The 26,828-nt window shown below is 68.9% G+C and carries 18 protein-coding genes and 1 pseudogene; 8 read left to right on the plus strand and 11 right to left on the minus strand.

All coding sequences use genetic code 11. The features are described from left to right. The first annotated feature begins 11 nt into the window (after positions 1-11). Positions 12-725: an NUDIX hydrolase gene (locus D455_RS0115320; RefSeq protein WP_017571590.1), complete on the plus strand. Its 714-nt coding sequence runs from the start codon at positions 12-14 to the stop codon at positions 723-725. A 71-nt stretch (positions 726-796) separates the two neighbouring features. Here D455_RS0115320 and D455_RS0115325 read toward each other — a convergent pair whose 3' ends face one another. Both D455_RS0115325 and D455_RS35415 read right to left on the minus strand, forming a co-directional pair. Continuing rightward, on the minus strand, positions 797-5,458 hold the full coding sequence (locus D455_RS0115325) for a DEAD/DEAH box helicase (RefSeq protein WP_017571591.1): 4,662 nt from the start codon (positions 5,456-5,458) through the stop codon (positions 797-799). Positions 5,459-5,558: 100 nt separating this feature from the next. Further along, positions 5,559-6,068, minus strand: coding sequence for a hypothetical protein (locus D455_RS35415; RefSeq protein WP_241480260.1), 510 nt, complete (start codon positions 6,066-6,068; stop codon positions 5,559-5,561). Positions 6,069-9,111: 3,043 nt separating this feature from the next. Between D455_RS35415 and D455_RS0115335 the strand changes: the two genes are divergently transcribed. The 4 genes from D455_RS0115335 to D455_RS0115350 all read left to right on the plus strand — a co-directional run bounded on the left by D455_RS0115335 (position 9,112) and on the right by D455_RS0115350 (position 17,769). Continuing rightward, complete coding sequence (locus D455_RS0115335) at positions 9,112-11,220, plus strand: N-6 DNA methylase (RefSeq protein ID WP_017571594.1); 2,109 nt, start codon at positions 9,112-9,114, stop codon at positions 11,218-11,220. Between the two features lie 116 nt (positions 11,221-11,336). Further along, positions 11,337-13,322, plus strand: a complete 1,986-nt coding sequence (locus tag D455_RS0115340) for a type I restriction-modification system subunit M (RefSeq protein ID WP_017571595.1) — start codon at positions 11,337-11,339, stop codon at positions 13,320-13,322. 146 nt (positions 13,323-13,468) lie between these two features. Beyond that, the gene (locus D455_RS32995) at positions 13,469-14,569 is read left to right on the plus strand and encodes a restriction endonuclease subunit S (protein ID WP_083922254.1); all 1,101 of its coding nucleotides are present in this window, start codon (positions 13,469-13,471) and stop codon (positions 14,567-14,569) included. Then, the gene (locus tag D455_RS0115350) at positions 14,566-17,769 is read left to right on the plus strand and encodes a type I restriction endonuclease subunit R (protein ID WP_017571597.1); all 3,204 of its coding nucleotides are present in this window, start codon (positions 14,566-14,568) and stop codon (positions 17,767-17,769) included. Before D455_RS32995 ends, D455_RS0115350 begins: the two co-directional genes overlap by 4 nt. 153 nt (positions 17,770-17,922) lie before the next feature. Here the strand turns inward: D455_RS0115350 and D455_RS0115355 are convergent, their stop codons facing one another. After that, a complete protein-coding gene (locus tag D455_RS0115355; RefSeq protein WP_017571598.1) occupies positions 17,923-18,123 on the minus strand; it encodes a DUF397 domain-containing protein in 201 nt (66 codons plus the stop codon). A gap of 4 nt (positions 18,124-18,127) precedes the next feature. Beyond that, the gene (locus D455_RS0115360) at positions 18,128-18,982 is read right to left on the minus strand and encodes a helix-turn-helix domain-containing protein (RefSeq protein WP_026122658.1); all 855 of its coding nucleotides are present in this window, start codon (positions 18,980-18,982) and stop codon (positions 18,128-18,130) included. A 411-nt stretch (positions 18,983-19,393) separates the two neighbouring features. Between D455_RS0115360 and D455_RS0115365 the strand changes: the two genes are divergently transcribed. Both D455_RS0115365 and D455_RS0115370 read left to right on the plus strand, forming a co-directional pair. Then, positions 19,394-19,930 (plus strand): ATP-binding protein, encoded by a 537-nt coding sequence (locus D455_RS0115365; RefSeq protein WP_017571600.1) that lies wholly within the window; start codon positions 19,394-19,396, stop codon positions 19,928-19,930. Then, on the plus strand, positions 19,927-20,454 hold the full coding sequence (locus D455_RS0115370) for a hypothetical protein (RefSeq protein WP_017571601.1): 528 nt from the start codon (positions 19,927-19,929) through the stop codon (positions 20,452-20,454). The genes D455_RS0115365 and D455_RS0115370 overlap by 4 nt, the downstream gene beginning before the upstream one ends. An 81-nt stretch (positions 20,455-20,535) precedes the next feature. Here the strand turns inward: D455_RS0115370 and D455_RS0115375 are convergent, their stop codons facing one another. From D455_RS0115375 to D455_RS0115395, 5 genes and pseudogenes are all read right to left on the minus strand, one after another. Beyond that, on the minus strand, positions 20,536-21,117 hold the full coding sequence (locus D455_RS0115375; protein ID WP_017571602.1) for a GNAT family N-acetyltransferase: 582 nt from the start codon (positions 21,115-21,117) through the stop codon (positions 20,536-20,538). Continuing rightward, positions 21,110-21,382, minus strand: a pseudogene (locus tag D455_RS32230) (lasso peptide biosynthesis B2 protein); the annotation flags it as partial. The pseudogene D455_RS32230 and the gene D455_RS0115375, both read right to left, overlap by 8 nt. Before the next feature lie 19 nt (positions 21,383-21,401). Next, complete coding sequence (locus tag D455_RS32235; protein WP_017571604.1) at positions 21,402-21,806, minus strand: hypothetical protein; 405 nt, start codon at positions 21,804-21,806, stop codon at positions 21,402-21,404. A 191-nt stretch (positions 21,807-21,997) separates the two neighbouring features. Beyond that, complete coding sequence (locus D455_RS32240) at positions 21,998-22,300, minus strand: hypothetical protein (RefSeq protein WP_017571605.1); 303 nt, start codon at positions 22,298-22,300, stop codon at positions 21,998-22,000. Between the two features lie 666 nt (positions 22,301-22,966). Further along, the gene (locus D455_RS0115395) at positions 22,967-23,524 is read right to left on the minus strand and encodes a hypothetical protein (RefSeq protein WP_017571606.1); all 558 of its coding nucleotides are present in this window, start codon (positions 23,522-23,524) and stop codon (positions 22,967-22,969) included. Positions 23,525-24,093: 569 nt separating this feature from the next. Between D455_RS0115395 and D455_RS34210 the strand changes: the two genes are divergently transcribed. Next, a complete protein-coding gene (locus tag D455_RS34210) occupies positions 24,094-24,261 on the plus strand; it encodes a hypothetical protein (RefSeq protein ID WP_017571609.1) in 168 nt (55 codons plus the stop codon). 244 nt (positions 24,262-24,505) lie between these two features. On the opposite strand, the gene D455_RS0115415 is transcribed toward D455_RS34210, so the two are convergent. Together D455_RS0115415 and D455_RS0115420 are read right to left on the minus strand one after the other, a co-directional pair. Further along, positions 24,506-25,225 carry a DUF6518 family protein gene (locus tag D455_RS0115415; RefSeq protein ID WP_275040895.1) on the minus strand — a complete coding sequence of 240 codons (720 nt, stop codon included), beginning with the start codon at positions 25,223-25,225 and terminating at the stop codon, positions 24,506-24,508. After that, positions 25,222-26,823: an alpha/beta hydrolase gene (locus D455_RS0115420; RefSeq protein WP_017571611.1), complete on the minus strand. Its 1,602-nt coding sequence runs from the start codon at positions 26,821-26,823 to the stop codon at positions 25,222-25,224. The genes D455_RS0115415 and D455_RS0115420 overlap by 4 nt, the downstream gene beginning before the upstream one ends. Positions 26,824-26,828: the final 5 nt, after the last annotated feature.

The following is a 26,828-nucleotide window of genomic DNA, read 5'->3' on the forward strand; positions in this document are numbered from 1 at the left end:
AGGGGGAGACTGTGGATGACCGGTTGGAGAGGTCCGTGGGGGTCGAACTGTCGCTGGTGACCGTGGACCTGGTCATCTTCACCATCAGGGAGGACGCCCTGGTGGTGCTGCTGGTCGAGAGGGGGGCTGAGCCCTACATGGGGCGTTCGGCCCTGCCCGGCGGGCGTGTGCGGACGAACGAGACCCTCGCCGAAGGGGCTCGGCGGGAGTTGTGGGAGGAGACCGCCATCGACGGTACGCGGTTGCACCTGGAGCAACTCGGTGCCTATGGGGATCCCGGGCGGGACCCTCGAGGCCGGGTGGTCACGATCGCCTATCTGGCATTGGGGCCGGACCTGCCCGCCCCCGTGGGCGGCACTGACGCGGCACACGCATACTGGGCTCCGGTGGCCGCCCTACTCGGCGAACCCGGGAAGCTGGCCTTCGACCACGCACGCATCCTTGAGGACGCCCTGGAACGGATACGAGGCACACTCGAGGACACTACGGTGGCGACGGTCTTCTGCCCTGACGTCTTCACCCTGAGCGACCTGCGCGGCGTCTACGAGGCGGTGTGGGGTCGTGCGCTCGATCCCAGTAACTTCCGTCGCAAGATCACCAAGGCAGAAGGTTTCGTCGAGCCCACGGGAGAACAACGACCCCAGGCCACTGGTCGCCCAGCGGCCCTCTACCGCAAGGGATCGGCGAAGCGACTCAGTCCACCGTTCCTGCGCTCGGCTTCCTGAGGTCATTGATGCGGGGCCCGCAGGTAAGACGTCAAAGCGATATCCAACCTGCGGGCGCCCCGCGTGGACGGTCAGGCCAGGGAGTCCAACGCCGCCAGGGCGTCGCGGCGGCGCAGCAGGTCGTGGAAGGGCTGGTTGCGGTAGTTGCGCAGACACCCGTAGCAGGAGGTCTCCACACCGCAGTCGCACTCGCCCACACGCTCACGCGCGGCGTCCAGCACCTGGTCGAAGTGCGCGGCGATCCGCTCCGCTCCGCCCGCACCGCCGGGCACCGTGTCGAACAGCACGAGCGCCATGGTCCCCGCCGCACGCCGGAACATCGCCCCGTCGATGTCGTCGCGGCTGATGTCCAGCGCCGAGGAGGCACCCTCCAGAAGCGCGTACAGCAGGGAGTGGCGCGTCTCGGACGAGACCCTCCCGATGTCGAGCTGGCCGCCGAAGGAGATCTCCACGATGTCGGTCTCGTACCGGTGGGCCAGTGACAGGTGCCGGGTCGGGCCCGCGCACGTGGTGCCCTTGAGCGGGTTGGTGTGCTCGGTCGGGGCCTTCCTGCCGGCGCTCATACGTGCCATCCCCCAGCCGCACCAGTCGCAGATCAGGTAGCCCGCCCCCGCCGGACCGTCGGAGACGGCCACCAGCTCGCCGCGGCTTCCCGCCCGGCAGTGCACCTGTCCTCCGCCGGGCAACGGCCAGGAACGGGTGGCGGGATCGGCGGCNTGCCAGGTCTGCTCGGGCGGCTTGGTCCCGGCGGGCCTTACACGCGCGTCGGCCACGAAACCGAACTCGGGGACGATGTACCTGGTCGGCACGCCCCGGGCCGCGGTGCCGCACGAACGGCACGACGGCCCCAGCGCGTCCTTGGACTGGTCGTAGAACCCGCACTCCTCGCACACCCGGTAGTGGAAGGGGTGCAGCGCCCGCCCGGGCAGCCGGTACACGCCCGCCGAGGTCCACCGCCTGCCACCGGCCACGATGGAGCCGCCCGGCGCGTACTCGTAGATGGCCGAGCGCCGGTCGCGCGCCAGTTCCAGCTGGCGTCCCACGCCCTCCCCCGAGTGGTGGGTGCGCAGCTCCACGGTGTCCACCGGGAACCCGTACTTGGGCAGCACGTTGCGCGTGGCCAGGAAACCCAGCAGTGAGCGCCGCACCACCGTGTTGATGGTCTTGCCGAACCGCTCGGCCAGCCCGTCCCTACGGGCCTGGAACGCCTCCAGGCGCCGCTGCTCGAAGTCGGCCACGTCCTGCTCGACCTCCATGCGCAGGTTCTCCAGGAGGCCGCACAGTTCCTCGACCCAGCCGCCGCCGTCCACGTCGATCTCCCGCACGACGTCCTCCGGCAGGACGCGCCGCAGCGACGTGTCCACCTGTTCGGGGACGGGGGACAGGAACCCGCGCACCCGCGTCACCGGGGCGGGCCGCTCCTCACCGGCCAGGAAGAAGTCGCCCACCCGGCCCCAGGTCTCACCGGTCTCCCTCGCCCAGTGGCGGAAGAAGGCCGCCAGCGCCACAGAGTGCGCGTGCCGCCGGTCGATGCGCACGTTGCCCAGCGGGACGAAGGGCGCGCGCACCTTCCCGGCGATCATCTTCTCCGGTTCCTGGTAGCGGAACAGGTCGTGGGAGCGCCGCTGGGCGTAGGTGACCACCAGCGCGGACGAGTCGCTGCGACGCCCCGCGCGCCCGGCCCGCTGCACGTAGTTGGCCGTGGTCGGCGGCATGTTGCGCATGAACACCGACTGCAGCTCGCCCACGTCCACCCCCAGCTCGAAGGTGGTCGAGCAGGACAGCGCGTTGACCCTGCCCTCGATGAAGTCCTGCTGGATGCCCGCGGCGACCTTGCTCCGCCACTGCGCGGTGTGCTCGCGGGCCGACAGCGCCACCGGGTTGAGGTTGCGGTACAGGTACCGGTAGTGGTCGGTGTCCTTGCCGGGATCGGGGATCTCGTAGGGCAGCAGGGTGCCCGAGCAGTTCATGGTCGGGCACACCCCGCGCACCGACACCGGATGCAGCCTCCGGCAGCTGTCGCACTGGTACGGGGCGGTCTCGGGGACCACCAGGGACACCTCCACGGCGCGGTGGTCGACCTGGTACACCGTGCCGGAACCGCGGACCTCGGACGAGGCGAGCCAGCCCTCGCGGGCCGTGCGCAGCAGCTCCCACACCTTCTTCAGCACCATCGCGGGAGGAGCCGAGGAGCCCAGCCGCCTCAGAACCCGGTCGAGGTAGTTCAGCCTCCGGTTCTGCCCGGAGGTGGGCAGCCAGCTGATCACCTTGCGCCGACGGTCGGCGCCCTCCAGACGCACGTACACCGGTCCGGGCCGGGGCGCGAACACCTCGTCGTCGGGGGCGACGTCCTCGGGCATGGTCAGCGCGCCCTGCTGGCGCAGCGTGCGCACCAGCTCCCCGAACAGGTCCCACACCTCCTCCTCGGCCAGGCCCAGCTCCCGGGTGAAGGCGGGGGGAAGGCGGACCCCCTCGGGGCGGGTCAGGTCGACCCGCAGCAGGCCGCGCCCCTCCAGGGACTGGCGGTCGTCGGTGCTGACCAGTTCGCTCATGACCCAGGGCGCGACGATGGCCGTCCGCTGCCGCTTGGAGACCCAGCGGTCGAACTGGCCCGCGCGTTTGGCGGTGCGCACGGTGGCGTCCACCAGGTCGTCCACCCGCAGTTCGTCGTCGGGGTCGTGGATGGCGGCCATTCCGTCGAGGATGAGGCGTCGGCGCTGGTAGAGCTGGTAGGTGCCCTCCAGGTAGGGGGCGAAGAACGCGGCCGACTGGCGGCTGTCACTGAACATCAGCAGTTTGCGACCGCCGCCCGGCCGGTCGGCGGCCAGGTCGTCGGGGGCCTCGGGCAGGGCCTGGTACAGGGCCGTGGCCACCACGGCGGGGGAGGCGTCGTGTCCGCTCTCGAACCTGCGCAGCGTGCTCTCCCCGAGCGCCCCGCAGTTGAGGCAACGGGCGGCCCGGTCGCCGCGAGTGCGGATGAGCCGCACCTGACGCAGGGAGCGCTGCCGACAGGTCACCGCGCACGGTGCGGCGGGTGTGGGCGCCAACGTCCCGCACCCGGTGCACAGGTAGCGCTCCTGCGCGTTGACCTTGGCGCCCTCCTCCAGGGTGTCGTCATCGTCGTCCAGGGCGATGGGCGCCGTGCCCAGGTGCAGCCACTCGGGGCTCTTGCTCCGGGTGGCGGGCGGCACCAGGCGCTCACCCGACCCGTCGGCGGAGACGGTGCCCACCAGGTACAGGTCGCCGCAGCGCTTGCACGCCCCGAACTCGAAGGCGGGGGCCTCGCAGTCCGCGCAGGTCTCGTGCCGGGCCAGCGACACGTGCGGCCCGCTCTCCGACAGGCACGTGAAGGCGCCGTCGGTGGCCCGGGTGAACAGGTGGTAGCGGGTGGACAGCAGCGGGCCGCCGCCGGAGTCGCGGACCGCGCTGGCCAGCGCCACCAGGTCGGCCAGCGCCCGCACCCGGTCGTCCTCGGGCAGTTCGGGCCCGGTGGTGTCGGGTACGGCCTCGAACAGCTCCCGGGCCAGGTCCTCCAGGGCCTGGGGTCCGCCCCTGGCCAGCAGGACCCGCAGGTGGTTGAGCCGCCTCTCCCCGGCCAGCAGGGTGAACGCGTCGGGTGCGTGCCCGCCGTGGCGGGCCGCGGCCTCACGCAGCGCTGCCTCGGTGTCCTCGGCCCCGGCCAGGGCGCGGTACTCCACCGCGGGCAGCGGCCCCCACGTGGTGTCGGGCATGGTGTCGCGCGGGGTGGAGCGGATCAGGTCCTGGCGGTCGGGGTCGCCGTCGTCCCACTCGAAGCGCGCGTGGAAGAGGTCCCTGGCGAACCTGGTGACGGCCCCCGGATCGTCGCCGACGGTCGCGCTGGTGGCCAGGCACTGGAGTTCCTGGCCGGGGGCCACGCGGTCGCGCAGCCGCCGCAGGAGCATCGCCAGCTCGGCGGCCTTGGCGCCGTCGTAGACGTGCGCCTCGTCCACCGCGATGAACTTCCAGTGCCCGGCGTGCTCGCCCTCGAACAGGTCCAGGTCGGCCGGGCGCAGGAGCAGGTACTCCAGCATCGCGTAGTTGGTCAGCAGCAGGTGCGGCGGACTCTGGCGCATCCGCTCGCGGCTCAGCAGTTCGTTGGGCAGCGGCTCCTGCCCCGGGTACAGCTCCTGGAAGGCCTCCAGCGCCTCACGCTCGCTGGGCTTCGTCTCTCCGGTGTAGCGCCCGAAGGTGATGTGGGGACTGTGCGCCAGCAGCTCCTCGCGCAACCGCTTGAGCTGGTCGTTGGCCAGCGCGTTCATGGGGTAGAGCAGGATCGCCCGCACCCCCGGGCCCAGCTCGCCGCGCTCGTGCTGGCGCTGGAGTTCGTTCAGGATCGGCAGCAGGAAGCTCTCGGTCTTGCCCGAGCCGGTGCCGGTGGCCACCACCAGGTTGCGACCGGCCCCCGCCTTGCGGACCGCCTCCTCCTGGTGGCTGTACAGCGGGCGGTCCAGTCGCACGGAGGGTCCCGACGGGGAGGCGAACCCGGGGGCCAGGACCCCCTCGTCGATGAGCTCGCGCGGGGTGCGTCCCGTCTCGTAGGCGGGGGTGGCCTCCAGCAGCGGTCCCTTGCTCACCTGGTGGCTGCGGTCGATCTGTTCGTGCAGCGCCCCGGCCAGCGCCGGGTCGCGGATGGGCAGCAGCGAACGCAGGTAGCGGCGGTAGGCGCCGCTGACCGTCGCGCTGACGTCGATCGGGTCGATCTGGGCGGTCATCTCGGTGTCCTCACGGGTGGGGTGTCGAACGGGGGAAGGGGGGCGGAGAGCCGGAGGGGCGCGGGGCGGGGCCGTGCCGGGGCGGGGTCTCCGGTCGCCGTCAGAGGCCGCGGACGGTTTCTTCGCCGGGACGGGGGCCGCGAGCCGCCCTCTCGGTGAGGTGGGCGCGTTCGGCTCCGGCGAGGGCCAGTTCGGCCAGGACGATGTCGATGCGTACGAGGTCGGGGGCGTGGCGGGCCAGGTCGCCCCACAGCGCGCGCTGCGCCTGGGCGAGCGAGACGAAGGCGGGCACGGAGCGTGCGGCCAGCCGCGCGGTCAGGGCCATGGCCAGCGACGCGGCGGGCAGGTTGCGCCAGCGTGAGGCGCCGACGGTGTACCGGGGCTCCAGCAGTTCGGTGACCGGGCGCCGGTAGACGGGGTCGAGCTTGCGGGCCGAGGACAGCACGCTCTGCGAGACGTCGGCGGCGGTGCGCCGCACCCGGTGCAGCCCGGCCTGGTCGCGGGCGCGGAACAGCCCCAGCGCCGCCTGGGTGCGCGAGTCCTCGTCGAGCAGGGCCCGCGGTACGACCCTGGCCTCCCGCCAGATCGCGGTGATCTGCTCCTCGGGCATCAGGGCCAGCTGCTCCGTGGCGGCGTCGAACCGTCCGGCGTGGCGCGCCGGGTCGGTCTCCCCCCGCAGGAGGGCGGTGGCGATCGGTCCGCACCGCTGTTCGAGCTGCTCCAGGAGGTCGACGTACTCGGGGGAGGGGGAGTCGGGGTCGACGAGCGGCAGCAGGTCGCTGGTGGCCAGNNGGCGGGCAGCCGGTGCCACAGTTCCGTGGCCTGGTCCGCGGGGACCCGGCCGCTCGCAGTCACCGTGACGATCCCGCCGCTGACCAGGGAGCGCACGCTCTCGTCCGGGCTGGGGTCGGCCGCCCCGTGCGCGAGCAGCGCCTCCACCGGGGAACGGCCGAGCGCGGCGGCGCAGGACTCGATCCGCTCGACGGGCACCCCCGACCGTGACAGGACGCGGTGGCCGCCCAGGACCCGCCACAGGCGCACGGCGTTGCCGTGTTCCAGGGGCAGCGCGGACAGACGGGAGTCCCCGCCGAAGGCGGCGCACAGCAGCTCCTCCTCGGCGTCGGTGCCCTCGGGGCGGCCCGGCAGGTCGCAGCCGACCGCGTTGGGGTCGTCCGGCTCGGGCCAGCGGGGCCACTCACCGACCGACCACGGGTCGTCCACGGCGAGCAGGATCCGCACCGGCCCGGCGGTCCGCTCGGGGAGGGGGATCCGCCCGTCCGCGCCGACGGGAACGACCTCGGGCGCGCGCCACGGAGCCCCGCACTCGTACACGGCCGCGCTGACGTCGTCGATGCCGGGGAAGCCCTCCAGGTGGACGACGCGGTCGCGGACCACCGCCCCGACGGCCAGACGCCGCGGCCGGATGACGGCGACGGGTACCAGGCTCCGGCCGTGGGCCAGGACCAGGCGCAGGTGGCGCCGCGCGGCCGCGGTGTCCACCACCTGGCCGAGCGGGTAGCGGTGGGTGTGGGTGCCCAGGGCGCTCCCGGCCTCGATCCGCTGGACGACCTCGTCGCCGTGCAGGACGTGCAGCGTTCCCGGACGGCCCTCCCCGACCTCGGGCAGGCGGACGACCAGGTCGCCGTAGTCCGCGACCGACTCGCAGTCCAGCCGGAGCGGCCGGGTGCGTCGGCGAGGGGCGTGCTCGCGGGTCAGCAGCAGGCTCATGTGCGGCGGGCTGACGGTCACCGGCAGCACGGACGTTCCCGACCGGAGCGTGGCGGGCAGGGCCGGGGCGTCGGCGGGGAAGGACAGCACGGCGGGTTCGGCCTCGGCCCCCTCGGGCGGGGACAGCCGGGACCGGGCGGGGGTCAGCCCCGCGGCCTCCAGGACACGGGCGGCGGGCTCGTGGTGGGCCCCGAAGCCCTCGGCGACCGTGACCTGGCGACTGATGCCGCGGCCCAGGGGACCGCGCACACTCACCGTGAAGGAACCGACCACCGGCTCCCCGTCCGGGAGGAGGCGGACGCGCCCGCCGGAGTCGGCCCGGGTACGCCAGAGCAGCCGTCCCTCCTCGGCGGAGCGGACCTCCACCTGCCACGGGACGGGGGCGCCCTCCGGATCGGGAAGCACGACGGTGGGCCGCTCGGCGTGGACCGGTGCGCCGTACTGGGTGGTCACCCCCGGGATCGGTTCCGGCGTCTCCAGGCGCGGCCGCTCCCTGCCGCGCACCCAGTGTTCGGGGTGTCCGGCCAGGCCGACGCGTGCGTTGCGCGCCAGGCGCAGCCGCAGCAGTGCCCACCCCTCCCAGCCGTAGGGCACGTCGTGGCGGGCCAGCTCATCGACCTCCTCCGACAGCTCCAGGGGAACGGAGGAGGGGTGCAGCACCCACACCGGCCCCGGCGGCAGCGCGGTGTCGGAGTCCACCAGCGCCCCGGAGTCGTCGAAGACCAGCAGGGGATCGTCCGGGTCGATGAGGGTCAGCTGCTCCCGGACGCCCAGGCCCCTGGGGGTCACGCTCACGGTGCGGGCGGGGCGGGGCACGGCGAACACCGTCTGCTCGGCCGCGCCGCTGCCCCACCGGTGCCCTCCCGGCACGGTGTGGGTGTCGTCGTCGGTGGTGATCTCCCAGAACACGTCGAGGTTGGCGCTGTCGTCGAGCACCGGGAGGACGACGTGGACCCCGTGCACGAAGGGGTCCAGGCGCAGCCGGGGCCGGGAGGAGCGGGGGCGGGAGGCGTGGGAGAGCGGGTTCCGGGGGAGGTCGCCCCGGCGGGCGGCGCGCTCCAGCGCGGCGACCGCGGGCGCCCGGAACCGGCGGGGNGGGCGCGGCGTCGGGGTCCTCGCGCAGCAGCTCCAGCAGGTGCATGCACCGCTCGACGGTCTCCAGCGCGTAGTCGCCGCCGGAGGAGATGAACCTGCTGGCCGGGATGTCCAGGTCCTTGAGCCGGTGGCGGCCGGAGACCGCCCACAGGTGGAACCCGTGCGCGTCCAGGCCGGGCTCCACCGCGCTCCGGTGCAGCAGCAGGTCGAAGACGTCGTCCAGGCAGTAGGTGGGGATCCCCGAGTGCATGAGGATCGGGTCCACGTAGGGGAAGGTCATGCCGGGGAAGGTGTCCACGCCCAGGACCTCCAGGGACCGCAGGAAGCGGGTGCCCCAGACGTCGGCCTTCTGACGCGGGGTTGGTACCCCGGTGGTCTCCCACAGCGCGGGCCAGAAGGTGCCGTGGGCGTAGCGCCTGGTGGCCACGCCCACGGTGACCGCGGCCGTGCAGGCGGGCCAGCGGTGCAGGTCGGAGCGCCCGTACACGCCGAGTTCCTCGGTGAAGACCGCTCCCAGCGCCCGCGCGGCCTGGTCGAGCTGCTTCTGGTTGAAGGGGGACTCGGAGATGAGGGAGACCGACTCCAGGTGCGGGCGCCACTCGGCCTCGCGGACGCCGAGCAGCTGGCGCGGGGTGACCTTCTGGGGGGTGGCCCGGGGTTCCTCCTGCTCGAAGGGCAGCGGAAGGGGCATGGACATGGCCGACTCCAGGGGTGCGTCGTTGGTGCGGAGCGGTAACGCCGATGTCATCAACATAGGGACAGGGTGAAAACATTGTCAACCTGCCATTGGCTGTGGTGTACTGTTCTCGATCGAGGAAAGGAGGGCTTCGATGGCGGAGAACACGAGCGTCACCGCGGCCGACATCGCGCGTATCGCGCAGGTGAGCCGGACCACGGTCAGTAACTGGCGCCGACGCCACGGGGACTTTCCGCACCCCGTCGGAGGCAGCGGAAACCGGGCGCTGTTCGACCTGGGCCAGGTCGAACAGTGGCTGGCGCGCAGCGACCGCATGCCCGAGCGCGAACCCCACGAGCGCGTCTGGGAGCGGATCCGGGCCGTGGCCGCCGAGAGCGGTGAGAGCGCAGATCTGGGAGAGGTGGTCGCCGACGTCCAGGAGCTCCTGCTCCACCTGTCCCGGGACGACGTCCCGGCCGTGGGCGCGGCGACGGATCGGGTGGCGGCCCACCCCGGCGGGACCGACCTGGTCGGCGCCGTACGCGAGGAGGCGGGGACTCCGGGGCTGGCCCGCGAACTCTCCGACCGCCTCCACGACGCCCACCTCGGCGCCCTGGGCGGCAAGGCGCACATCACCCCGGGCCCACTGGCCCGCCTGATGGCCGACCTGGCCGACGTCCGGGGCGCCGAGGTGCTCGACCCCGCCTGCGGTACGGGAACCCTGCTGCGGACCGCCTCGGAGGACGGCGCGGTGGGCCTGTACGGACAGGAGGTCGAGGAGGCCACGGCGCGCCTGGCCCAGGCACTGGTGGGTCTGGTGCCCAGCGGTGCCCCCGGCCGGGTCGCCGGGGGCGACTCCCTCACCGCCGACGCCTTCCCCGGCCGCCTCTTCGACGCGGTGCTGTGCAACCCGCCCTTCAATCAGCGCGACTGGGGGGCCGACGAACTCGCCTACGACGAGCGCTGGGCCTACGGGGTGCCGCCCCGGTCCGAGTCCGAACTGGCCTGGATCCAGCACTGCCTGGCCCACACCCGCCCCGGCGGCCGGATCGTCGTGCTCATGCCCCCGGCCGCCGCCTCCCGCCCCTCGGGCCGCCGCATCCGCAGGGAACTGCTGCGCCGGGGCGCGCTGGCGGCCGTCATCGGCCTGCCCGCGGGCGCGGCGGCCCCCCTGCACGTGGGGCTGCACCTGTGGGTGCTGCGCCAGCCCGGGGTGGGGATCGTCTCCGAACCGCGCGTGCTCTTCGTCGACGCCGGGAGCGACCAGGAGGGCGAGGAGCAGCGTCGGGCGATCGACTGGGAGGAGCTGCGCGGCGGCGTGGACGAGGCCTGGCGGACGTTCCTCGATTCTCCCGCCGAGACGGCGGACGTGCCCGGGTTCCGCCGGGTCGTGTCCGTGGTCGAGCTGCTGGACGACACCGTCGACCTGACCCCGCAGCGCCACCTGCCGGTGGCCGCCCCCGAGGCCAGCGCCGACGAGGCGCACCGGTGGGCGGGGAAGGTGCGCCGAAGACTCCTGCGCACGCTGGAGCGCACCCGCGCCAGCGTGCCGGGGGAGAGATGGGCCTCCCGGGAGGCGGGGGAGTGGCGGATGGCGACCGTCGCCGACCTCGCCCGCTCCGGCGCCCTGGTCCTGCACCGCGCGCCCTCCACGGCCTCGGGCCTGTCACCGGCGGCGGAGGAGGGCGCGGGGCGCGGCCCCCGGGTGCTCACCCTGGCCGACGTCCTCGGCGGGCGGGAACCGAGCGGGTGCCTGACCGCACCAGCCGACTCCGAGGAGGCACGGGGCCGGGTGGAGGTGCGCGCCGGTGACGTCATCGTTCCCTCCGCGCTCGCCAGGAGGGAGGCCTCCCGGGCCAGGGTCGCGACGGACGCTGACGCCGGGGCTCTGCTGGGGCTGAACCTGCATCTGCTCCGGCCGGACCCGGCCCACATCGATGCGTGGTTCCTGGCCGGTTTCCTGGAGGACGAGGACAACCTGCGCCGGGCCGGGCAGGGCTCGACCGTCATCCGGGTGGACCTGCGGCGGCTGCGTGTTCCGCTGTTGTCCCTGGCGGAGCAGCGGCGTTACGGTGCGGCGTTCCGGGAACTCCACGGGTTCCGCACCGAACTCGACCGCGCCCGCGCGGCCGCCGACGACCTGGACCAGCGCCTGTCCAGCGGACTGCGCTCCGGATTGTTGGCTCCGCCGCCTCCGACCGTGTCCGAGGCGCCCGGAGGGACGGAAGTCCCCGAACCTCCGAACACGGACGCGAACGTCTGACGGATCAGCCAGACTTGACCCACACCCCGCTCAGAACCTTCAGCAGTACCCCTCAGCGCCCCTCAGCGGCACACCCCTTCGGAAGGACCCCGGTGAATTCGAGTACCCACCAGGAGATGGTGAGTTTCATCTGGTCGGTCGCGGACCTGCTCCGCGGCGACTACAAGCAGTCCGAGTACGGCAAGGCCATCCTGCCGTTCGTCGTGCTGCGGCGGCTGGACTGCGTCCTGGAGCCGACCAAGCAGAAGGTCTTGGAGGCTCACGAGAAGTTCCGGGACAAGCCCGTCCACAACGAGTTCGTGCTGCGGGCCTCGGGGCACAGCTTCTACAACACCAGCCCGCTCACCTTCGAGCGCATCGCCGCCGACCCCTCCCAGGCGGCCAACAACCTCACCCACTTCATCAACGCCTTCTCCGACAACGCCCGCGAGGTGCTGGAGAAGTACGAGTTCCCCCGCCAGATCCAGCGGCTGGACAACGCCGGGCTGCTCTACCAGGTGGTGGGCAGGTTCGCCGACCTGAAGCTGTATCCGGAGCGCGTCTCCAACGTGCAGATGGGCTATATCTTCGAGGAGCTCATCCGCCGTTTCTCCGAGATCTCCAACGAGACGGCCGGTGAGCACTTCACCCCCAGGGAGGTCATCAAGTTGATGGCCAACCTGCTGTTGGCCCCCGACGAGGATTCCCTGCGCGGTCCCGGTGTCATCAAGGAGATCCTGGACCCGGCCTGCGGTACCGGCGGCATGCTCACCGAGATGCACGACCACATCACCGGCCTGAACCCCGACGCCACCGCGGTCGTGTTCGGCCAGGAGCTCAACCCCGAGTCGTGGGCGATCTGCCGGTCCGACCTGATGATCAAGGGCCAGGACCCCAAGAACATCCGGTTCGGCAACTCCTTCAGCGACGACCGGCACCGGTACGCCAAGTTCGACTACATGCTGGCCAACCCGCCGTTCGGCGTGGAGTGGAAGAAGGCCAAGGAGGAGGTCGAGGCCGAGCACGAGCTGGGCTCCTCGGGCCGGTTCGAGGCGGGGCTGCCGCGCATCAACGATGGGTCGCTGCTGTTCCTCCAGCACATGATCTCCAAGATGAAGCCGGTCAAGCTCGACGAGGATGGAGAGAGGCGGGGTGGTAGCCGGATCGCCATCGTCTTCAACGGCTCGCCGCTCTTCACCGGGGCGGCCGGGTCGGGTGAGTCCGAGATCCGCCGGTGGATCCTGGAGAACGACTGGCTGGAGGCGATCGTCGCCCTGCCGGACCAGTTGTTCTACAACACCGGCATCTCCACCTACTTCTGGGTGCTGAGCAACCGCAAGGACCGTGCCCATGAGGGTCGCGTGATGCTCATCGACGCTCGCGAACACTGGACCAAGATGCGCAAGTCCCTGGGGGAGAAGCGCAAGGAGATCAGCGCTGAGCAGATCACCGAGCTGACGCGGTTGTACGCGGACGCGTTGGGTGTGGCTGACGATTCCGAGCATCCGCTGCGCGGCAAGGTGAAGGTCTTCCGCAACGAGGACTTCGGTTACCAGCGCATCACTGTGGAACGGCCGCTGAAGCTGCGCTTCGAGGTCACTGAGGACACCTTGGTGGAGTTGACCGCCGCACTGGACAAGGGCAAGACCACTGCCAAGTACGAGCAGAAGGCGGAGCTGGTTGAGGCTCTGCGGTCGCTGGTGGGCGGTGAGCCGTGCTTCAAGAAGACCGAGTTCGCAGACCGTATTCAGCAGGCGCTTGCCGAGGGCGGGGTGTCCAAGCCGTCGACGGCTGTGATGAAGGCCATGTGGAACGCGGTGTCGGTGCGTGACCCCGAGGGCGAGGTACAGAAGAAGAAGGGCGAGCCGGAGCCCGACGTGGACCTGCGCGACTTCGAGAACATCCCGCTAGGTGAGGACATCGACGTCTATATGGAGCGGGAAGTACTGCCGCACGTGCCCGATGCCTGGGTGGACCATTTGAAGACGAAGATCGGCTACGAGATTCCCTTCACACGGTATTTCTACGTGTACACGCCGCCACGGCCGCTTGAGGAGATCGACGCGGAGCTCAAGGAGCTTGAGTACGAGATCCAGCGACTCCTGGGAGAGGTGACGAATTGAGTAGGTATGGGGGATTTTTGGATGTTGCCATCAAGTATGTCTGTCGAGTCAGGTATGGTCTTGGCCAGCCGCCGAAGCTGAGTGATTCTGGTGTGCCAATTATTCGAGCCACAAATATTAGTCGGGGGAAAATTGATTCCCGGGGTATGATTTATGCAGACGTTGCAGATATTCCCCTGGATCGAGCTCCTTTGCTTCATGCTGGAGAAGTGCTGGTTGTTCGAAGCGGGGCATATACTGGCGACTCTGCAATCGTGACGGAAGAATGGTCTGGGAGCGCCCCTGGGTACGATCTAAGACTTACTCCAGAAGGGGTTGACTCCAGATATTTGTCCTATTCTATGTTGAGTGCTGGAGTGCTTCAGCAAATTGACGTAGACAAGAGTCGGGCGGCGCAACCTCATTTGAATGCCGAAGATGTAGGGAATGTTGTAATAAAACTCCCTGGGCGCGAAGAACAGCAGCGCATAGCTGATTTTCTTGATGCCAGAACTGCTGAAATAGATCTCATTCAGTGTCTTCGAAAGAAGGAGATGAGCCTTCTTCAAGAGCGTATGTCCGCGTCTCTGGTTGAAAAAGTGCTTCCTGGTTCCGACCTGCCTGGTTGGCGCAGGACTGTGGTCAAGCGCATGTTCGATACCTGCCGCTCCGGGTTTTGGGGTGAAGAGCCATCTGGTTATGAATCGGACGTTGTCTGCGTTCGTGTCGCTGATTTCAGAAGGAATAGTTATCGCGCTGGTTTGGACGCGGAGACCATGAGGTCGGTTTCGCCGGATCAGCTTCGTTTGCGGCGCCTTTCTCCGGGGGATGTACTGCTGGAAAAATCAGGTGGCGGTGAGAAGTCGCCGGTCGGTTTTGCGGTAAGCTTCGACGGTGATCGGGTTGCGGTCTGTTCTAACTTCTTGCAATTTCTGCGACCAGCGAAGGGGGTCGACTCTCGCTTTGCTGCCCTGGTGATGTCTGCCCTTTATCGGTCCTCGCGGAACATTCCTTTCATTAAGCAGACGACGGGAATTCAGAATATCGATCTCGGCGGATATCTTTCTCAGCAACTGTCGATTCCAGATCTCCGGAGGCAGCAGGAAATCTCAATAACCCTTGACCGGGAAATTGAACTGACATCGTCGCTTGGCTCTTCAGTATCGCTCCAGATGGAGCGGACAGAAGAACGTAAGCGCGCCCTGATCACTGCCGCTGTCACCGGTCAGATCGACGTCACCACCGCGCGAGGAGCCGACCTGCCATGAGTCCGGTCTACGACGAGAGAACCTTCGAGGACCACATCGTCGCCTCGATGCTGGAGCGCGGCTGGTCCCAGGGCGCCAACCACCACTACGCCCCCGAACTCGCCCTGGACACGGCGGAGCTCACCGCCTTCCTCGGCGCCACTCAGGCCGACGCCTTCGAGGAGCTCGTCACCCGCTGCGGCGGCTCCCGGGAGCAGGCCCAGGCCACCTTCGCCAAGACCCTCGCCAAGCGCATCGACACCGAGGGCACCCTCCATGTCCTCCGTCAAGGCGTCACCGTCGAGGGCCTGAAGTTCCGGCTCGCCTACTTCAAGCCCTCGCACACCATCGCCGAGAACGCCCTCGCCGACTACGAGGCCAACCGGCTCACCGTCACCCGGCAGCTCCGCTACGCGGCCAAGGACGGCGACCAGGGCCGCGCCCTGGACCTGGTGCTGTTCGTCAACGGCCTGCCCGTGGCCACCGCCGAGCTCAAGAACCCCCTCACCGGGCAGAACGTCAACCACGCCAAGCACCAGTACGCCCACGACCGCGACCCCCGCGAACTCCTCTTCACCAAGCGCACCCTCGTCCACTTCGCCGTCGACCCGGACCTGGTGTTCATCACCACCAGGCTCGCCGGGAAGGACACCCGCTTCCTGCCCTTCAACACCGGCTCCGAAGGTCCCGGGCACACCGGCGGCGCGGGCAACCCGCTCCCGGCCTCGGACGCCTCCGGCTACCGCACCGCCTACCTGTGGGAGACGGTCTGGAACGTCGACAACTGGCTGGACCTGCTGGAGCGGTTCGTCCACGTCAAGCGTGACAAGGACGACAAGGGGCGCAGGCGCGAGACCGTCATCTTCCCCCGCTTCCACCAGTGGCACGCCGTGCGCGGCCTGGTCGACCACGCCGCCCGGCACGGAGCCGGAAACAACTACCTGATTCAGCACTCGGCCGGTTCGGGCAAGTCCAACACCATCGCCTGGCTCGCGCACCGGCTCTCCTCGCTGCACACCCCCGCAGACCCCGACCTGATGGACCCGGCCGCCGTCGCCAAGGGCTTGGAGCCCAACACCCCCGTCTTCGACAAGACCGTCATCATCACCGACCGGTCGGTCCTGGACCGCCAGCTCCAGGACACCGTCGGCGACTTCTCCCAGGTGGAGGGCCTGGTCGGGCGGATCGGCGGCAAGGGCGGCTCCAAGTCCGCCCAGCTCGCCGAGGCACTGTCCACCTCCTCCAAGCGCATCATCGTCGTCACCCTCCAGACCTTCCCCGCGCTGCTGGACTACCTCAAGCGCGAGCCCACCGAGATCCGCGGCAGCCGGTTCGCCATCGTCGTCGACGAGGCGCACTCCTCCCAGAGCGGCGAGGCAGCCAAGGACGTCAAGAAGGCCCTGCGGGACCTGGGCCTGGACGCCGACGACGACACCGACGGGACCGAAGGCACCGAGAGTGAAGGCAACGCGGCCGAGGGCGCCTCCGTCCCCAAGTCGACGGAGGACGCCCTGTTGGAGTCGGCCTCTTACCGGGGCCGCAGCGCCAACCTGTCCTACTTCGCCTTCACCGCGACCCCCAAGCACAAGACCCTCAACCTGTTCGGTGTGCGAAGCGAGGCCACCGGCCTCTACGAGCCCTTCCACACGTACTCGATGCGTCAGGCCATCGAGGAGGGGTTCATCCTCGACCCCCTGCGCAGCTACATCACCTACGCCACCCAGTACCGGCTGCTCAACGGCAACACCGACGATCCCGAGGTCGACGCCACCAAGGCCAAATCCCAGCTGGCCAGGTTCGCGCTGCTGCACGACTCCACGCTCGCCCAGCACGCCGAGACCATCATCGAGAACTTCAACGCCGTCACCCGGCGGCAGATGGGCGGCCGGGCCAAGGCCATGGTCGTCACCCGTTCCCGCGAGGCGGCCCTGCGGATGTACCGGGCGGTCGAGAGTTACCTGAAGGACAGCGGAGTTCCCGACCCCGGTGTCCTGGTCGCCTTCTCCGGAACGCTCAAGGACCCCAGGAGCGGTGAGGAGGTCTCCGAGCCCGCCGTCAACGGGTTCCCCGAGACCGAGCTGCCCAAGCGCTTCGCCGCCACCCGAGCCGACGATCCCGCGGCCGTCACGCGCAACGGCAAGGAGTACCGCCTGCTCATCGTCGCCGACAAGTACCAGACCGGCTTCGATCAGCCGCTGCTGACCACGATGTTCGTGGAGAAGTCGCTCAAGGGCGTGGCGGCCGTACAGACCCTGTCCCGGCTCAACCGCACGCATCCGCTCAAGTCCCAGAGCGATCTGCGGGTGCTGGACTTCGCCAACGACGCCCAGGAGATCAGGGAGGCCTTCCGGCCCTACTACGAGCAGGCCGTCACCGCCGAGGCTGATCCCGACATCCTCCACACCATCGCCCACCGGGTCATGAGTGAGGCCAACGTGCTGGTCAGGGACGAACTCCAGGGGTTCGCCGACGCCTTCCACGAGCTGGAGGTCCAGCCCGGAACCGACAACCTCAAGAACCACCCCGAGCTCAACCGGTTCACGGCCCCGGCCGTCGAGCGCTTCGCCGCGCTGATGGAGAGCGAGGAGGAGGACGAGCGCACCGACGCCGACCGCTTCCGCGCCGACCTGAACGACTACGTCACCAAGTACGCGTTCCTCTCTCAGATCATGCGTTACCCGGACGCCGACCTGGAACGGCTCTACCTGTACGGACGCTTCCTGCTGCGGGTGCTGCCCGCGCGTAAGGACGGCGGGGTGGACGTCGGCGAGGTCGACCTCAGTCACCTGAAGCTGTTCCGCAAGGCCGAGGACGATCTGAAGCTCAGCCCCGAGGGCGACCAGGAGCTCCCCGGGTTCTCGGACGGGACCGGCAGCGCCTACGACCCCAAGAAGGAGCTTCTGTCGGAGATCATCGAGATCTTCAACGAGCACTTCGGCCATGACCTCAGCGAGGCCGACCGGCTCATGATGGAGGAACGCCTCCAGACGGTCATGGACAACCCCGAGGTCGAGATGGCCGCCGTCAACAACGACGAGGGCGCCTTCCGGCACAAGTTCGACCCGGCGATGAAGGAAGCGGTCATGGACCGCTACGAGAGCGGCGTGGAGTTCACCGAGCGCTACATCGGTGAGCAGGACTTCCAGGACTCCATCAACCGGGCCATGAGCCGGGCCGCCTACCGGCTCCTGCGCCAGCGCAACGGCCTCAGCGGCACCTGAGGCACGCCTGAGCCCCCAAAGCACTCGGCCCCGCCCGCTGGTTCGCAGCGGTCGGGGCCGAACGTTGTTGATCTTGTACTTATAGCTACTCTCGGTGGTCGAACCTCGCTATAAGTACAAGATCATTCGCGTATGGGCTGGCTGAGAAGGGAATCAGATGCCCTTGGCGCTGTCGATGAAGGCGCGCCACTCGTCAGCACCGAAGAAGAGCGCGCCCAGCTCGCGGTGCTTGGTGTCCCGCATAGCGGCGCCGTTGTCCAGGTCAGCGACCTCGACGCAGGCTGCCTCGCTCTGGGAGTAGCTGGATTTCCGGAAGATGCATGCACGGGTGGTCGGGATGTTCGGGGCGTTCATGCCGTCATTCCTTGTCTTGGTGGTGTTCACCGGCGATGCGCTTGAGCATCGCCATCGTAGGTTTTCCTTCGTCCAGTGCTGCTGCCCGGAGCCGATTGAAGACGTCTGTGTAGTGTTCGATGTTCTCGTCGCTGGACATGAACATGTGCGAGGACGGTCCTTGCAGGTAGACAGTCAGCAACCCGTGGTGCTCCACGCGCAGGATCGATAGGGAGGCGAGTGTCAGTGCGGCGTGGGCACCGGCACTGTAAGGAAGCACTTGGAGCGTAACGGTGGGGGCTCCCGCAAGATCGATGAGGTGATCGATCTGTTCCGCCATGAGTTCCGCGCTGCCGATGCGTTGGCGTAGGGCAGCCTCGGCGATGATGATCCATACGTTGGGCGGGGATTCCTTGGTGAGGATCTCCTGGCGGGTGAGCCGTACCTGTACTTCGCGGTCCAGATCGCTGTTGGGGCGCATGGTCGCCTCGATCACCGCTCGGGCGTAGTCCTCGGTCTGAGCCACCCCTGGGACGAGTTGCGACTGGTAAATCTCGATCGAGGTGGCTTGAGCTTCGATGTTGGCGTAGGAGCGGTAGCTTCTCTCCAGCTCGTAGGGCTGCCACTTGTCCGGCTCCCTTGCTTGCTTGCGCAACGCCAGCAAGCGGTCAAGCTCATGAGGGACCTCGTAGATGCTGAGAAGTCGCTCGATCGCCGCAGCCCCCGGTACCGCTCCGCCATCCCCGGGCGTCTCCCAACGAGCCAGGCTGCTGGCAGCGGTGCGCATGGCCTTGACTACGTCTCCGAACTTGCGTTCGCCACGGAGTCGACGCAGTTCCTGAGCGAGCTGCCACTGGGCCAGTGTCGGGTTGCCTGCCATATCTGTTGATGATGCCTTTCTTCGCGAGTCCGGACAAAATTAGCTACTTTCAGAAGCTACTTGCAAATGCTCGTGGCATTGAGTTTACTAGAGATGTACGCAGCGAAGGCACGTAGAGGTTGCCGTCGCTGCTGACCAGGGCGGACGTAAGCACAGCAGCAGCTCTCAGTCCAGAAGGGCATGAGGCGGTTCGCAGCGCCACGGACGTCCGATGTCGAGCGGAAGAAGATCTGGCTGGGGGAGGACGCATCCCGACCCGGCTGGACGCGGTGATGGGCTCACGGGCCGACACCGTGGGAGTCGCCTGGTTCGGGCGGCTGCATGAAAACGGGCTCTGGGGGCGATTGCGGCGCCTCCAGAGCCCAAGCCGACAACCAACCCACCCCTGTGAGAAGCAAGGAGCTTGCCGACATGTCCATCATGCCGCGTCCCCGTGCGCCGTTCCACACCCCCACCCCGGGTTTCGCCGGGCGCCGCTGGGCTTCCCGTGTCTACCCCGGTCACCTGTCCCAGGCCGCGTGGGTGCGTGAGGACCTGCGCGCCGATCTGTTCCGCTTGGAGGGCCTGTGCCCGGACTTGGCCGACACGATCGTGCTGTGCGCGAGCGAGATGTTCGCGAACGGGGTCGACCACTCCCGTTCCGGCGAGTCGGACGGCCGGGTCATCCGCATCCTGTCCATGCCCACCGCCACCACGCTGCACTTGGGCATTGTCGACGACGGCGTGCGGGAGCCCGCTCCCACCCTTCCGGAGATCCCGTACCAGCGCACGGCGAAAGAGTGGGAGGAGGCCGAGCGCGGCCGGGGTCTGCTGCTCATCAACTCCCTGGCCACCCGCTGGGGCACCCGGGCCGTGGTGGACTTCCCGTTCTGCGCAGGGCTGGGCACGATCGTGTGGGCTGAATTCACCCTCACCACCAACACCACCACCGCCGGGGCCGACCGATGACCGCCGAACCGGTCTCCTCCGGGGTGCGTGCGGTGCTGGACGCGCCCCGGGGTCGCCGTTTCTCCAAGCCCAGCTACCCGACCCCGCTCACCCGGGAACAGCGCCTGCTCGCCCAGATGGAGGGCAACCCCCGGGTGGCCTACCGGCAGGCGCACGGGGTTCTGCCCGAGTGGATGCGCGTTCACGCCGCCCGGCTGGACGCGCGCGCTTCCCGGACCACCGAACGCCCCGAGGAGCGCCCGCGCAGGCCTGCCACACAGCCGGAACGCCCGCCTGAACCCGTGGTTCCGCGTCCGCGTCCGGCCCCGGATGACGGCCCGTTCCCGCCTGGCCGGGAGCGCCCGCCGTTGCCGCGTCGCCGTTCGAAGCGTCCGCACGGCCGCCGCCGCAAACCCGGCCGTCTGGGCTACCTCCGCCGCCTCGGCGGCACCGCCCGCACCGGCCCGGCCCGCATGCTGGCCGCCTACACCCTCGCGAGCAGCGCCGGAGCCCTGGCCCACCACCTGGCCACGGTCCTGCTGTAGCGACCCGCCCCGGCCTGCGCACACCGCGACGGCCGCGCCGGACCCTCCAGTCCCCGGCGCGGCCGTCACCTTCTTCCCGTCTCAGTCGTCCGCGTTCACGAGCACCGACGGCCAGGGAAAGTCCTCAGGGATGGCGTCCATGACCACCTCGCCGCAGCGGCGTCCCCGCCACTGCCCGGCGCTGCGCATGGTGCCCACCTCACGGAAACCCGCCTTGGCGTAGGCGTTGCGGCCTGCGGTGTTGGGTTCCAGTACCTTGAGCCAGACCATCTCCAGCCCGATGACGTGGAAGGCGTAGTCCAGCGTCAGCCGCGTCGCGATGGTTCCCACGCCCTTCCCACGGGCCTCGGGCGCCACGACCAGGATGAACTCGCCCGTGCGCACCTGGTGGTCGATGAGCACACTGGCCAGCCCGCACGGCACCGCCTCACCCCCGCGCACGTCGTAGACGGTGAAGCGGGCCTGGTCGGGCGCGCCGCGCAGCTGGTGTTCCAGCCCTTCGGCGCGGGACTCGGCGCTTTCCGGCACCTGCCGCCCGTAGCCCAGCACCGCACCGGGATCGCTCTCCCACCGCCAGTACTCGCGGGCCAGGTCGGCGCGCAACGCTCCCAGGGCGATGCCCTCGGCCTCGGCCCACAGGACCGGTTCGGCGATGTCACTCACAGGACTCCTCGAAGAGTCGGTGATGTCGTCGGACTCGGCCGCCGACGTCGACCCAGGCGTGCAACCGCACCGGGTCGGTAGCCACCCCGTGCCGGAAGGCGGCCCGGTAGCCCGCCCAGCGCAGGGGGACGGTGGTCGCCGCGGCCTCCTCCCAACATGCCACGCGCAGTGGTAGCAGGCGGCCCGCTTTCCTCACCGCATAGGTCGCCTGCACCGCCGCGGCATAGTCGGCGATGCCTGTTTCCGCTCGCTGCACCAGGTGCCGGGTACGGGCGAACGCACTCCTACGTCCCCCACCCCCTGGTCAGTACGACGAGGAGGGCAACGATTCCCAGGGCGTACCAGTGCAGGGAAGCCCGTGGAATCGGCGCGAGCGCGGCAGGGCTGTCCCGTGTCCCCCAGCTGGGAGAGGAGGGATTTCCCCGCCTGACCCTCTCCCATGAACGCGGTTCCTCTCGTTGGATGAGCACACCCGTGTCCACCAGCGCCACCAGAACCCGCTCCTGGACCGGGTCCAGGGAGAGAACTGGAGTCGCACCCCCTGTACTCCACATGCGGGAGATGACCCGGCTGGCCTCCTCGGACAGCAGCAGCACGGACCCCTTCTCCACGTCCAGGGCGACGCATGCCGACGGGAAACAGACCAGCCGCAGGTGTGGGGCGGGGGAGAGCAAGGAAGGGAGGGTCACCTTCCGGCCTCCTGACCCAGCGACTGCGTGTGGAACACGCATTGGGGAGCGGTGAGCCGTATCCCGGGTAAGTGGCCGGGGCTGGAACCGGACGGCCTACACCTTGGCTGCCCTGCGGGGCGCTGGCCCACCGGCGCACCCGCACCATGGCATCGAGACGGTGGGGCCGGTTGTTCGACGGAAGGCGGAACTCACCACCACGGGGTGCGGCTGCCCGCCTCCGAGCACGTGTTCTCGAAGAGGTCCAGGACGCAGGCGCGAAAGGCGCGTGCGCTGCTGGAGGAGGTGGGGTACCCCGCAGTCCAGTTGAACCCGTCGGTCCCCAGGTTGAAGTGCGCGGAGTCATCGGGGATCCGGTTGCCGTCCGTGTCCACTTCGAATCGCAGGTAGAGCCCTCCGGACGGTGGCGGCACGTTCATGGCACGCCCCCATCCGTACTGCCGTCCCTGGTAGGTGCCGTAGCGGATCTGCACGGTTCCGAGTGATGTGTTCACGGAAGAGGCGGTTCTTGGGTTGCTGATGTCCAAGACCTGAGAATGGTTGATCCAGGGGTCGGCGGACGCGGGTGAGGCGGTCACTGCGCTCAGACCCACCATCAGTCCGGATGCCGCTATCACCGCTGCCGTCTTCCTGACGATGCCCATCGTGTTCCTTCACGGTCGGGGACGCCTCGTTCCGGGAGCGCCGCACGTGCATTGACCGGAACACGACATCACGTAGCGCTTACGGGGGGCTTAACGTGTCCTTTCGCCCCTCGGACCCAACGCGGCCGGATCATCCCCGCACGCTGTCGGCCCCGGTGCCAGCACTCTGCGGCTCCCGCACCGGCGACAACGACGGCGTTCCGCTCCGGCTTGACACGTTCCGCGCCCGATCGCGGCGTCGCGCCCTTGGCCAGCCGTTCAGCCTCACCATCTCGAAGAGCCGAGCCTGCCCTCGATCGGTGCGCCGCTGATGTCCGCGACACATGCAGCGACTACCTCGCGTGTCATCTCGATCCCGAGGAACACGTGCGTGAGAAAGGCCCCCGGTCCGTCGTGGTGGAAGTCGATGCTCTCCCCGAGTGATGGGAAACTCTCGACCGGAGCGAGAGCACTCCTCGGTCCGTGGCATCCGCGACCACCGGCGCTTCCGTATCGCACCGCCCCTGCGCATGAACCTCAGCGTGGTTCGGTCGGGGGCGCCTGTCCGAGACTCCGTTCGTCCACAACGGGGGTGTCCGGTGCGAACCGGGCGACTCCTGAGGCCAGTTCGGAACCACAACGGTATGAGAGCCGGACGCTCGCGACTTGTCGGAAGCCCTCGGTCCGGGAGGCGGCCGGCACGATGCCGACCTGCGGTTCCCAGCCGGGGATGAACCCGAACCGCCGGACCCTCCGGCGCCACAACACGATTCGGTCTACCTCGCTCCAGCGCGCGAAGACCTTGGATTTTCCGCGGAGCTGAATCCGCTCGGCGTCCAGGCACACCGCCGGGCCACGGAGGAACAGACTGATCGTCAGCAGGAGTGGACAACCGAGCGCAGTGACGACCAGCGTCAACGGGGCCGCCCAGGCGTAGGCCTGCGTTTCGTGCCACGTGACCGGATCGCGGACCGTCACTTCACCGGTGCCGGCGACGGTCAGGAGCCACGGAGCGGCGAGCACCACGAGGAGGCCGAGAGCCGGTTCGACGCGGTCCTTGATGGTGATCTCAGGAAACCGACCATTGCCAGACATGCGCAGACCTTTTGTTCGGGCGAAGTCTCATCATGCCGACACGGTGTCAGCCTGAGACCGAACCCGTTCGGCCTTGACCCCGGGTCTTGGGCGCGGGGATGACCGGAAGGGGACACCAGGTCCAGGTGCGGGACCCGTCGCCGGTGGCGTACACGAAGTGGTGCCGCGGCTCAGCCCGGGGCGCGAGCCATGATCTGAACCGGGCCAGGCGTCGCAAGCAGTACGCCGCGCTCAAGGAGCGTTACCGGGCGCGGTTGACCGACAGAGGCCGCGTCGAATCCGACCCCGGCGTGGGGGAGGCCCTTCTCGCTGAGATGGCCGAATCCGCCGAGGCCCGCCGTCGGGCGACCACGAAGGCACCGGGTGAGGGGTGAAGCCCCCGATCAAACGCGGCGGAATCTACCGGGTTCCCGACCGCCTTCTCGCCCTGCCCCCTGACTACGACCGGGCCCCATCCCCGACGTGCCGTCGTGGTGATCAGTGGCGACGCCGAGCACGAGAACCAGGACTGGCCGATCGTCCTGGTAGCCCCGTGTTCGAGCCAGCCCTCGCACAGGACCCGGTACTGAGTGAAGCTCAGCCGGGGTACGGCCAACGTGCGGAAGAAGTGCTGGGCCCGCGTCGCCGCCGTGCAACCGATCGCCAAGGAGGACATCGGCGGCTACGTCGGCCAACTCGCCGCCCACCTGTTGGAGGACGTCTACGTCAATCTCGCCGAGTACACCGGCCAGGTCTGAGCGGAGCGAACGGCGGACAGCCCTGGGCAGGTCGAGCCGGGCCGGGGAGGCGCCGTCGGCTTCCGCCACCTTGGAACGCTGACTGTGCACACACGACGGGCAGAGGTCGGCCTGCCTTCCGCGGACCCAGACCGGGGGGAGAAAGTGAGGGCCGGACGGTTGTCCCTACCCGTCTCACCAAACACGGGGATGTTCCATCTCAATCTGACAGAAAGGGGATCGTCTGCTTCCCTACGCATGAGCCTCAGTAGTCTCCGCTCGCGAACCACACGAGCGAGAACACGGACAACATGCCGAAGGCGAACGGGATGCTCAGTACCGCCGCCCACACCAGGGCCACACCCCGGGCGGCCCATCCACGGCACAGTGCCAGGAGGAGCAGTGCCAGGACTCCTTCGAGGAGAAGCACGCCCAGGTGGACCTCCTCCCCGCCGGACCTCACGTACGCCCTGACGCTCACCCACAGGAAGACCGCTATCAGTCCGAGGGGAACCCCCGCGGCGAAGGCCCTGACGCCCGTGGCGTGCGACCGGAACCTGTTGCCGAGGAATCCCAGGAGCGCCCCCGTGACGACCCCGACGAGCAGCCAGACCCAGTACTCCCGCATGGTGTGGTCGTCGGCTGTCAGGTGGGTGGTGGTCAGGTGTCCGAGAACGGCGGACAGGTACGTGACCGAACCGGAGATGGTCGCCGACCGGGAACGGATCGCCATCCAGCCGATCAGGAACGGTGGCGTGACATAGAGGCCGACGGACCATTCCAGGAACGGGAGCCCCTCGGAACTGAGGCCGTCGACGAACACCGCAAGCGCTCCGCAGCCGAAGCCCGCTCCCACGGACAGCGCCAGGAACAGCCACAGGCGCCGATCCAGGAAGTCCCGGACGGTGGAGGGAGGCTCTCGCTGAGACCTATCCTCTTCTCCTACCTGTCTGTTCCGAGGAGAAGGGGTGGAGTCCGTGCTCACTGGGGGGTGCCTCCTGTCAGGACATCGCCCAGATAGCTGAGTGTCTCCTCGTCCGTGAAGTACCCGCTGTGGCTGGTGTCCGCTTCGGGGTCGAGTCGGTTGCCCAGTTCCTCGCTGGGATTATTGGGATCCTCAAAGAACTCATCGTGGTGCAGCGGGGTTCCGAAACCGTCGATGAGGAGCCCGAAATCGTCTCTGGCATCCTCGATCCAGTCGTCGTCTCCCTGGATGACGTGCACGTTCTCCTCGTCGACGGTGAGGTCGCTGATGTGGTCGACACTCGCACCCGCCCCGCCGACGAGAACGAGCGAGTCGACGTCAAGACCGCCACCGATGTGGGGGTTGGCCGCGGCACCGGCGATGTAGGCACCGTAGCTGTGCCCCAGCACGGTGTTGTGCGAGGGTTCATCGCCCTGGTGCGTGGCACGCAGCCCTTCCTGGAAGGAGGCGAGGGCTGTGGCACCGTCCTTCGAATCCCAGTGGGTGGGGGGTGCGTTGTATCCCATCCAGGTGATCGAGGCGTGCTCACCGTTCGGATCGTTCTCCACCATCTGGGCGTGGAGTGCTTCGGAGCGTTCGATCGGGCTCGTGAGGGTCCCCATGTCGTTGAACATCCCGGGGACCATGGTGGAGACATGGTCCGCCAAGTCGGGGTTGCCGGTGGAGATAGCTGCCTGCCCTCCTCCAGGGGCGAAGGGGTCGAAGTACATGAGGAACTTGTTGTCATCCCCCTTGGTCGCCTCCTGGATTTCCCGCAACTGCTCGAGAGTGAAGGGATTGCTTCCGACACCGGGAGAGGAGAAGTGGTCGATCGCCTCCTCGAGTTCCGCGCGGTTCAGTTCGTCCCTGACGACGACGGGCACACCGTCCAGGTTGCGCAGGTCGTCCGGGTACTCCTCCATCGCGTGTTCCCGCTGGTTCGGTGCGAGGGTGGACCACCAGTCCGCCACCTCCCCAGGAGTCCAGTCGTCCTGGGGTTCGAAGTCGACCACGGGATCGGGTACGCCGCCGAAGAGGTGGATCTCCCTGCCGGTCATGAGGCCCGCGTTCTCGATGCGCTCCCAGGACGCGGCACTCGGACCGTTGGTCAGTGCGTCCTTGGCCTCGTCGGTCGCGTCGTCCAGGTCCGATCGGGCCTGGGTGTGCTCGCCCAGGAGCCCCTCGCGAACCCCGTTCAGGTACTCCACCTCGGCCTGTTCCTGGGAGACGCCGCTGAACGTCATGGTGTCGGCGCCGAATTCCTCGATCCGTGCCAGAGCCTCGCGCTTGCACTCACTCCAGCGGACATGGAGGTCGACGCGCACGCCCCGGTACTTCTCGATGGCATCGGCGTACAGGGTGAAGGTGCCCGACCCGTGGGTCAGAATCTCCGCCGCGTCCTCCCAGGTCTGGATCTCCTGTTCGGTCGCGTCCTTGATGTCCCAGGCGATCGTGTCGCTGAACTCGTTCGCGGTCGCCCAGAAGCCGGTCTCCAGGTCGGCCGACTGCCCGAGCATCGTGTTCCTGGTGATGAGGAGGTCCGCGGCGCCGTCACGTATCGCGCCCTCGTCCGCATCGACGTCCTCGGGAAGTCCGAGCACCATGGATTCGGGTGACATGTGAA

Origin of the sequence: Nocardiopsis halotolerans DSM 44410, from assembly GCF_000341065.1 — a bacterium.
Classification (GTDB): domain Bacteria; phylum Actinomycetota; class Actinomycetes; order Streptosporangiales; family Streptosporangiaceae; genus Nocardiopsis; species Nocardiopsis halotolerans.